The 8,661-nt window shown below is 70.1% G+C and carries 9 protein-coding genes; 1 reads left to right on the top strand and 8 read right to left on the bottom strand.

The features are described from left to right. The 3 genes from ACLQ3F_RS25925 to ACLQ3F_RS25915 form a co-directional block, all read right to left on the bottom strand. Positions 1-634: tetratricopeptide repeat protein (locus tag ACLQ3F_RS25925; protein WP_425851968.1), on the bottom strand; the 634-nt coding region annotated here is incomplete at its 3' end. Positions 635-662: 28 nt separating this feature from the next. Next, positions 663-2,921, bottom strand: coding sequence for a CHAT domain-containing protein (locus tag ACLQ3F_RS25920; RefSeq protein ID WP_425851966.1), 2,259 nt, complete (start codon positions 2,919-2,921; stop codon positions 663-665). 26 nt (positions 2,922-2,947) lie between these two features. Beyond that, positions 2,948-3,277 carry an effector-associated constant component EACC1 gene (locus tag ACLQ3F_RS25915; RefSeq protein ID WP_425851965.1) on the bottom strand — a complete coding sequence of 110 codons (330 nt, stop codon included), beginning with the start codon at positions 3,275-3,277 and terminating at the stop codon, positions 2,948-2,950. Between the two features lie 367 nt (positions 3,278-3,644). Here ACLQ3F_RS25915 and ACLQ3F_RS25910 point away from each other — a divergent pair, with 367 nt between their 5' ends. After that, positions 3,645-4,823 (top strand): tetratricopeptide repeat protein, encoded by a 1,179-nt coding sequence (locus ACLQ3F_RS25910; RefSeq protein WP_425851963.1) that lies wholly within the window; start codon positions 3,645-3,647, stop codon positions 4,821-4,823. Between the two features lie 37 nt (positions 4,824-4,860). On the opposite strand, the gene ACLQ3F_RS25905 is transcribed toward ACLQ3F_RS25910, so the two are convergent. From ACLQ3F_RS25905 to ACLQ3F_RS25885, 5 genes are all read right to left on the bottom strand, one after another. After that, positions 4,861-5,580: a CDP-alcohol phosphatidyltransferase family protein gene (locus ACLQ3F_RS25905; RefSeq protein ID WP_425851961.1), complete on the bottom strand. Its 720-nt coding sequence runs from the start codon at positions 5,578-5,580 to the stop codon at positions 4,861-4,863. Beyond that, positions 5,555-6,622 (bottom strand): iron-containing alcohol dehydrogenase family protein, encoded by a 1,068-nt coding sequence (locus ACLQ3F_RS25900; RefSeq protein WP_425851960.1) that lies wholly within the window; start codon positions 6,620-6,622, stop codon positions 5,555-5,557. The genes ACLQ3F_RS25905 and ACLQ3F_RS25900 overlap by 26 nt, the downstream gene beginning before the upstream one ends. Further along, the gene (locus tag ACLQ3F_RS25895; RefSeq protein WP_355004454.1) at positions 6,610-7,341 is read right to left on the bottom strand and encodes a phosphocholine cytidylyltransferase family protein; all 732 of its coding nucleotides are present in this window, start codon (positions 7,339-7,341) and stop codon (positions 6,610-6,612) included. The genes ACLQ3F_RS25900 and ACLQ3F_RS25895 overlap by 13 nt, the downstream gene beginning before the upstream one ends. A 78-nt stretch (positions 7,342-7,419) precedes the next feature. Further along, positions 7,420-8,190 (bottom strand): hypothetical protein, encoded by a 771-nt coding sequence (locus ACLQ3F_RS25890; RefSeq protein ID WP_425851958.1) that lies wholly within the window; start codon positions 8,188-8,190, stop codon positions 7,420-7,422. Then, positions 8,187-8,639 (bottom strand): NUDIX domain-containing protein, encoded by a 453-nt coding sequence (locus tag ACLQ3F_RS25885; protein WP_181518408.1) that lies wholly within the window; start codon positions 8,637-8,639, stop codon positions 8,187-8,189. The genes ACLQ3F_RS25890 and ACLQ3F_RS25885 overlap by 4 nt, the downstream gene beginning before the upstream one ends. Positions 8,640-8,661 lie beyond the last annotated feature (22 nt).

The raw sequence follows: 8,661 nt of genomic DNA, 5'->3' as shown, positions 1-8,661 counted from the left end.
TGAGGGTGGTGGCTTCGTTGGCCCGGTCGCCGACGTCCCTCAGGATGGGTAGGGCTTGGTGGTAGTGGTCCAGGGCCTGCTGCCGATCCCCCAACCGGTTGTACACGTGGCCGATGTTGTTGAGGGTGGTGGCTTCGCTGGCCCGGTCGCCGACGTCCCTCAGGATGGGTAGGGCTTGGTGGTAGTGGTCCAGCGCCCGCCGCCGATCCCCTAAAGCGTCGTGCACGCTGCCGATGTTGCTGAGGGTGGCGGCTTCGCCGGCCCGGTTGCCGACGTCCTGCTGGATGGGTAGGGCTTGGTGGTAGTGGTCCAGGGCCTGCTGCCGATCCCCCAACTGGTTGTAGACGCTGCCGATGTTGTTGAGGGTGGCGGCTTCGCCGGCCCCGTCGCCGGCCTGCTGGTACAAGGTCAGGGCCTGCTGGTAGTCCTCCAGTGCCGGCCGGGGCCGACCGGTCGACGACCGCGCCCAGCCACGTTGGTAGAGGGCGTTGGCATCCGGGCCGAGGGTAAGGGTCGCGGTGGCCATGACCTCGACCGCCGCGAACCGCGAGGTAGACAGCCACACCCAACACACCTGGACACCGGTATCGCGGGCGATCAGCGGCTGCCGACCGGCGACGGCCAGCCGATGCACCTCGACCCCTCGGGTGAGGTCCCTTGGGTCAGTGGCCATCGGAATCGGCGGGGTTCAGGACCCAGAGTTGGTAGAGGGATTGGGCGGCGGCGGCGCATGCCTCGATGTACTCCTCGTCGGTGATCAAAGGGCGAACGAGGGGGTGCAGGACGTTGGAGACGTAGTAGCGGGGCTGGCGGGTCTCGGGGTCGATGCCCTCTTCGAGCAGGCCGAGTTGGACGGCCCGCTGGATGTGCCGATCGGCGTCGGCATGTTGGTGCATTGCGTGGACGGTGGCGGCGGGTACGGGTAGTTCGACGACGTTGATCCTGGCGAGCATGCGACGGAGTTCGAGGGGCTGGGAGTCGAGCAGGTTGTCGGCCAGCACCGTCTCGCGGCGGAACCTGTCGGTCTCGTTTTCGATGGCGGTGAGCAGGCCATCGACGTCGAGGGCGGTATCGTTGACGATCCGGTTGAGCCAGTCGAGCAGGCGGGGATTGCCCGCCGCGGCCTCGATCGCCCGGTCCCGGATGGCGGGGCCAACGGTGGATTCGGGACGCAGGTTGACCAGATTGGCGATCTTCTTGGTCTGCTCTACGGAGCTGAGGGTCTCCAGAGCCTCGACCGCGACGGTGGTGCCGGCCGGCGTAGGAAAGCGGTAGCGGCTGGTGATGATCACGCGGCTCGGGCTGCCGGTGTCGCGGATCGCACCGAGTAGGGCGGGCAGGATCTCGGCCATCGCCGGGGCGAGCACGCGGCTGCCGTCGTCGCGGATGTCGAGGTTGCCGGTCTCGAAGTCGTCGAACACGAACAGGCAGGGTGTCCCACCAAGGAGCCCGTCGACGTCGAGCAGGTGCCGCAGCCGGGTCGGGAGCGGAACCTGCTCGTTGTCGAGAATTTTGCCGGCCTCTTCGGACTGCTCGACGCTGTCGAAGCGGATCTTGCTGGTCAACTCGCGGAACTTGATGGCGTCGACCTGGCCGTACCAGACGACATGCTGGTGGATGGGCATGCGTTCCAGGAGCCGGGAGGCGAGGCTGCTCTTGCCGAGCCCACCCATGCCGGCGAGCAGCAGGCCCTGTGCCGCGCCGGGGGTGTCGGCGGGTTGCCGGAGGGCACGCAGACAGCGCTGGATGATCCGCCGTCGGCCGACGAACTCGGCGCGGGACGCGACCCGGGACAGTTGGGTCTGCGGGTCCAGGAACTGCTGGTCGGCGGCGCGCACCTGCGACTGTCTGCGGCCCCGGGTGTGCAGCGGCGTGACCAGGGGCTTCAGCGGGGACCGGTCGGCATAGACCCGGAGCAGATGCCAGCAGTTGCTCTTCCTGTCGTGGAACAGGTGACGGCGAGCCTCGATGACGGCATGGTCCAACGACCCGCCGTCGGCCAGCGCCTGGTAGAGAGCTGCGGCGAAATCGGTGGCGGAGACGTCTCCCACCGGTAGCGCCCAGCCCAGCACCGCAGGGGCGCCGGCGTCGACCAGGCTCTCGCTCATCGAGGGGAAAACCCCACCCCCGGGGGCGTCAGCGGTCAGGCAGCCGGAAACGAACACCAGTCGCGGCCAGTGTCCCTGCATCGCCTGGGCGATCTGGTCGGCCGTCGCCGTGGCGCGCCCGCCGAACTCGCCCTCCACCACGAAGACCGGCTCCCCGCCGTCGGTGGTGGCGTGCCCGCTCAGATGCAGCACATCGAAATGGTCGGGCCCGTAGGCGCGGCTCAGGAACCGGAGCCCGTCCAGGGTGCCGCTCTCCTCGACCACCAAATCGGTGCCGGTCCGTCGGGTCGCGGCGAGGATCGCCGCCTCCTCGGCCTCGAAGTTGAGCACCGGCTCGACGCCTTCGGGCGAGGCTGCCATGAACAACACCCGCAACGGCCGGTTCTTCGGCGTGACCGGGCTGGTCAGTGCCGCGTGGGTGCCAACCGCACGAACCGGCAACAGCGGTGCCCGCCCTGCCACGGTCAGGAACGTGCCCTCCCGGGCAAGCAGTTCCCAAGGCAGGTGCCGCAACCGCTCCTCGGCGGCGATCCGCAACACCGCCCCGGCAGGATGGGCCAGCATCGGGGTCAGCCACCGCTGATCGCCGTCGAGGAACTCCGCCAGCCTCGCCCCCAGCTCAGCCAGCCGGACCGCGCCGTACACCTTCTGTGCGTTGGCGTCACTGCTGTAGTCACGCTGTACCAGCGTGATCAGCTCATCGACCGCCGCCCGGTCCAGGTTGCGGGTCTGGGGTGCCGCGCCGTCGGCGGACAGCCGCAGCTCGTAGTAGTTCGAGGTCTGCGCGAAGACCTCCAGTTCGAAGGTGCCCATCTGCCCATCCCGTCGTGGCGGTCAGTTCAGTGCGGCTCGGTGCCTTCCTGCCGCATGGCGATCTCCAGCCGAGCCTGGCTGCCCTCGGCCAGCTCGATCCGGGTGCCGTCCGGCAGCAGCACTGTCACCGCAACGCCTTCCCGGCGGCGGGCGCTCCACCACTCGGCGATCGTCTTGGCCACCTCGACCCCGGAGAACACCAGCCCGATGACCGCGATCACCATCTCGGCCGACCGCTGCACCTGCACTGGCGACACGCTGTCGTCCGGCCCGATCGCCCCGATCAGGGCGGACCGCAGCTCCGCCGCCCAGCGCGCGGCCTGCGCCCCGGACACCTCCACTGTGGCGTTTCCCATTACCCGCACCCTCCCCTGATGCGCCTGGAGCCGCCCAGGACCGCTGATCCCTGGCCCCGGGCCGGGCGATCAACGGGTGGACCTTGGCGGCCACTGTACGTTTATTCGCGTCCCGGGACCGCTCGGTGAACCCGGCTGACGGGTTTCCGACTCGCTGACCAAGTCCCGGTCATCGTGGGAAGAACAATGACGACCCATGCAACCGTGCGACACCGCTCTTGTGCCACGGTCCGGTCAGTGGACACGTCGAACAGGCAACCGGGAGCAGCGGGAAGAGCGAGGGGGATTCGGCATGGAGGATCGAGAACCATCACCATTGCGCCCCGTCCCTCACGCTGCGGCGACCGCCGTCGCCCGACGCGTGGAGGTGCATCGGCTTGCTGTCGCCGGTCGGCAGCCGCTGATCGCCCGGCATGTCGGTGTCCGGGTGTGTCGGGTGTGGCTGCGTACCTCGCGGTTCGCCGCGGTCGAGGTCATGGCCACCGCGACGCTGACCCTCGGCCCTGATGCCAGCGCCTTCTACCAACGTGGCTGGGCGCGGTCGTCGACCGGTCGGCCCCGGCCGGCACTGGAGGACTTTCAGCAGGCCCTCACCATGTACCAGCAGGCCGGCGACCGGGGCAACGCTTCCGCCACCCTGAACAACATCGGCAGCGTGTACAACAGGTTGGGGGATCGGCAGCGGGCCCTCGACTACTTCCACCAGGCCTTGCCCGCTCAGCGGGAAGTCGGTGACCGGGCCGGCGAAGCCGCCATCCTGACCAACATCGGCCACGTGTACGGCAGGTTGGGGGATCGGCAGCGGGCCCTCGACCACTACCACCAGTCCCTGCCCATCCAGCGGGAAGTCGGTGACCGAGCCGGCGAAGCCGCCACCCTGATTAACATCGGCAGCGTGTACGCCGCCTTGGGGGATCGGCAGCGGGCCCTCGACTACTTCCACGAGGCCCTGCCTATCCGGCGGGAAGTCGGCGACCGGGCCGGCGAAGCCGTCACCCTGAACAACATCGGCAGCGTGTACAACGACTTCGGGGATCCGCAGCGGGCCCTCGACTACTTCCACGAGGCCCTGCCTATCCGGCGGGAAGTCGGCGACCGAGCCGGCGAAGCCACCACCCTCACCAACATCGGCCTTGCGTACAACGGGTTGGGGGATCGGCAGCGGGCCCTCGACCACTACCGCCAAGCCCTCCCCATCCAACGGGAAGTCGGCGACCGAGCCGGCGAAGCCACCACCCTCAACAACATCGGCGGCGCATACAAGGGGTTGGGGGATCGGCAGCGGGCCCTCGACCACTATCACCAGGCCCTGCCCATCCGACGGGAGGTCGGCGACCGAGCCGGCGAAGCCGTCACCCGCTACAACATCGCGATGGTCCACCAGGCGGATGGTGACCTGGACCAGGCGATCCGGGAACTCGAACACGTGGTCGACCTCGATCGGCAGGTCGACCACCCCGACCTCGAAGCCGACACCGCCCTCCTCGAACAACTCCGCCAACAACGCGCGCAGGACGGCGAGACCGAACTGCCTTCGGGATCGTGATGGTGGCGGCGCGCAGGCGTTGGTAGGGCGTCCTTCGTTACCAGGAGGCTCGGGCGGAGAAGGCGATGCTGGCCAGCAGGAAGCCGCCGTTGACGATCGTGAAGGCGACCATCACCCAGAGGACCAGCGCGGGGGCGACGGCGAGCACCACGGCGGCCGCGAAGATCACCGCGCCGTAGTCACGGACCAGCTTCACCAGGCGCACCGGCAGCGAGGTCGAGGTGACCATGCTGGCCGCGTTCGGGCCGGCCTGCATCACCGACGTGACCAGGTTGACCATCCAGGTGCCCGCGAAGGTCGCCACGAGCCAGGTCGGAGTGGCCGGCTCCTGCGCCACGGCGGTGGCGGCCAGCGCTGCCACCAGGGCGATCTGCGCGGCCACGTCGCAGAGCACGTCGACGCGCGCGCCGGCCGCGCTGCCCTGGCCGGTCACCCGGGCCAGTTGCCCGTCCGCGCAGTCCAGGGAGTACGCCACCTGCCAGCCGACGAGGGCGAGCAGGCCGACCACCCAGGCCGGTACGTCCCCGGCGGCGACCGGGCCGGCGAGCGCCACGACGGTGACCGAGGTGGCCAGTCCGAGCAGCAGGTTGGTGATTGTCAACGCTGTCGGTCGCAGCCCGAGCCGCTGGGCGACGAGTGCGAAGACGGCCCCCAGCCACTGGCTGATCGACTCGCTGAACAGGCCGCCGCCCCGGTTCACCCGGTGGAAGTCGGCGACGGTGGGACGGGGGTCAGCCAAGCTGGTCGCGGATTGCACCGGCGTAGTCTGCCAGCCGCTCCCGGGTCTCGGTAGGCGACAGTGCCAGGTGTTCGAGGATGGTGTACCGGTCCGGCCGGGTACGCGGCGCGAACTGCACCGCCTCGATGAACTGGTCGTCGGTGAGCGCCACCTCGGCGGGGAGTCGGGGCAGGCCGTGCCGGGCGAGGCAGGCCGACATCTCCCCGAAGCGGCGGAGATCTCCGCGCAGCCAGGTGCAGAACAGCGCACCGAACCCGGCCAGCTCGCCGTGCGAGGCGGTTCCCGGAAAGAGCGAGTCGACCGCGTGCATGATCTCGTGGCAGCCGCCGCTGCACGGGCGGCTGGTGCCGTCGACTGCCATCGCCAGACCGCTGGAGATCAACGCCTCGGCGAGGACGATCACGAAGGCGTCGTCGCTCATGTCGCCGGGGTGGTTGAGCACCGCCTCGGCGCCCGCCCGTGAGAGCGAAGCGGCCAGCCCGTCGACCGGCTCACCGCGTACCTGCCGGGACAGCTCCCAGTCGGCCAGCGCGCTGATGTTGCTGATCACGTCGCCGATGCCGGCCCGGTTGTGCCGGTCGGGGCCGCTCTCCACGAAGTCCAGGTCGACGATCACCCCGATCGGGATGTGTACGCCGTAGGAGCCCTTGATCCCGTCGGTGATCAGGCTGGCCACCGGGGAGGCGATCCCGTCGTTGGCGAGGCTGGTCGCCACCGACACCATCGGCAGCCCTCGGCGGGTCGCCGCGTACTTGGCCACGTCGATGGTCTTGCCGCCGCCGATGCCGACCACCGCGTCGTAGGACCGGGCGCGGAGTTTGCCGCCCAGGTCGTCGGCGGCGTCCAGTGTCCCGCCGGAGACGGTGAACACGTCCGCCGAGCGCAGTGACGGTCGGATCAGCTCCGCGATCTGGGCACCCTGACCCGGGCCGACCACCACCGCGACGTCGCCTCCGGAGGAGATCCGCCCGTCGGCCAGGATCGCGCCCAGGTCGGCGACCGCCCCGCGTCGCACGTCGATGTGCAGCGGGGTGAGGACGCTCCGAGCTAGTAGCGGCACGCGATCTCCCGCGCGCGGGCCAGGTCGGCGTGGTTGTCGACCTCGACCCACAGGACGTCACCGATCGGTGCCGCCCGCACCTCCCCGCCCCGGTCGGAGAACTCCTGGTAGCCGTCCTCGTAGTAGAGGTTCGGGTCCCGTCGCCAGGTCGCCTCCAGCGCGTCGGCGAGGGCGTCGGCGACCTGCGGTTCGATCAGTGTCGCGCCGATGTACTCCCCGTACGCCTCGCCCGGGTCCATGATCTTGGTGATTCGGGTGAGCTGGCCGGCGGCGTCGAAGGTGGTCTTCATCTCCTCCTCGGCCAGCGGCTTGAGGGTGTCCACGGCCAGCAGGATGCCCGGGCCACGCTCGGCGAGCAGGGTCTTCTCCACGCTCACCGGGTGCACGGTGTCCCCGTTGACCAGCAGCACGCCGCGAGCGAAGTACTCCCGGGCCAGCCAGAGCGAGTAGGCGTTGTTCCACTCCTCGGCCTTGTCGTTGTGCACAAGGGTGAGCGTGACCCCGTACTTCTTTTCCAGCTCCGCCTGGCGGGAGACGACCGCGTCCGCCGCGTAGCCGACGACGATCACGATGTCGGTGAGGCCGACCTCGGCGAGGTTGCCCAGCGCGATGTCCAGGATCGTCGTCTCGCCGTCCACCGGCACCAACGCCTTGGGCAGGGTGTCGGTGTACGGGCGCAGCCGTCGTCCCGCTCCGGCCGCGAGCACCATTCCGATCATCGCGACATCCTCCCTAGTCCTGCTCCGGTCACCGGTGGAGGATAGCGCCGGCCGGGTGCGCCGCTCCGGCCAACCGGGTCAGCCGGGCAAGGCCGCCAGGTCGGCGAGCATGGTCAGGCGCTCCTCCGCGCTGAGCGCGGCGTACGGGGCGGCGGCCCGCCGGTCGGTCTCCAGTTCGATGGCGAGTCGCTCGGGACCGGCCGGCAGGGCGGCGATGCTCGACGCGGTGTGCCCTGCGGCGGTCCAGGCGGCGGCGTGCGCGTCGGCACGGTGGTGTCGCAGGGTGCCGAGCCGGTTGAGCAGCAGCACGCCCGACGGTGTGCCGTCCGGCTCGTACGGGGGCGCCAGCGCGGCGAAGGCCGAGGAGGCGACCGGGTTCGCCTCCTCGTCGGCCAGCACGAGTGCGTACGACAGCAGTCGGCCGAGCATGGACACCAGCCGGGCCACCCGGTCGTCGTGGCCGGTCCACAACTCCTCGGTGACCTCGGCGTGCACCTGGTACAGCTCGGCGAGGAACGCTGCGCCCCGCTCGGTGGCGGACAGGGACCCGTCCGGGCCGCGGTAGATCATCCCGTGGGCCACCTGCTTGTCCACGCTCCGCCGGCAGGCGACCGGGTCCTGGTAGCGGGTGATCGCCGCGAACCCCTGCCCGTCGACGGTGCCACCGGGTGCGGCCAGCCGGGTGCGCAGGTCGACCAGGAAGCCGGTGGCGGTGATGCCGCCGTAGCGCTGGGACAACTCGGCGCCACCGCCGTCCCGGCCGGCCAGGATGCCGGCGCGGAAGGTCCGGTCCACGGCCGGTGCGAGCAGCCCGGCGATCCGGTGGGGCGCCAGGTCGACGGCGTTCACAGACCGATCGACCGCAGGACGGCGAAGCCCTCCTCCGCGATCCGCCGGATCAGCCCGTCGTTGACGTCGCGGTGTTCGTCGAGCACCGTCACCTCGTGTTCGGCCAGCCAGCGGTACTCGGTGTGCTTGCCGGCCTCCAGCATCGGGCGGTCGAGGTCACCGTCGACGCGGACCAGGAAGTCGTACTCGGTCCGGGCCAGGCCGTCGTCGCCGACGTAGCTGTATTCGCCCACCTGGCCCAGGACGTGGGAGAGGACCCAGCCGGTCTCCTCGGTGATCTCCCGGCGCAACGCCTCGTCGATGTCCTCACCGGGCTCCACATGGCCGCCGACGATGTCCCAACAGTTGGGAAACAGGCGTCGGTGTGGTGAGCGGCGCTGAAAGAAGATGCGGCCGTCATGGTCGACGATCAGCGCGCCGGCGCAGCGCAGGGGCTCGGTGGACACCATCCGACAGTAGCCAGCGTCCGCA

This window comes from Micromonospora sp. DT15 (genome assembly GCF_049841475.1).
Taxonomy (GTDB): Bacteria; Actinomycetota; Actinomycetes; order Mycobacteriales; family Micromonosporaceae; genus Micromonospora.
The sequence above is the reverse complement of the archived record's forward strand: the minus strand, read 5'-3'. Positions and strand labels throughout refer to the sequence as shown.

Bases quoted from the DNA above. Each gene is read 5' to 3' on its own strand.
- ACLQ3F_RS25885 (WP_181518408.1), bottom strand. From the start codon at position 8,639: ATGGTGTCCACCGAGCCCCTGCGCTGCGCCGGCGCGCTGATCGTCGAC.
- ACLQ3F_RS25895 (WP_355004454.1), bottom strand. From the start codon at position 7,341: ATGATCGGAATGGTGCTCGCGGCCGGAGCGGGACGACGGCTGCGCCCG.
- ACLQ3F_RS25915 (WP_425851965.1), bottom strand. From the start codon at position 3,277: ATGGGAAACGCCACAGTGGAGGTGTCCGGGGCGCAGGCCGCGCGCTGG.
- ACLQ3F_RS25920 (WP_425851966.1), bottom strand. From the start codon at position 2,921: ATGGGCACCTTCGAACTGGAGGTCTTCGCGCAGACCTCGAACTACTAC.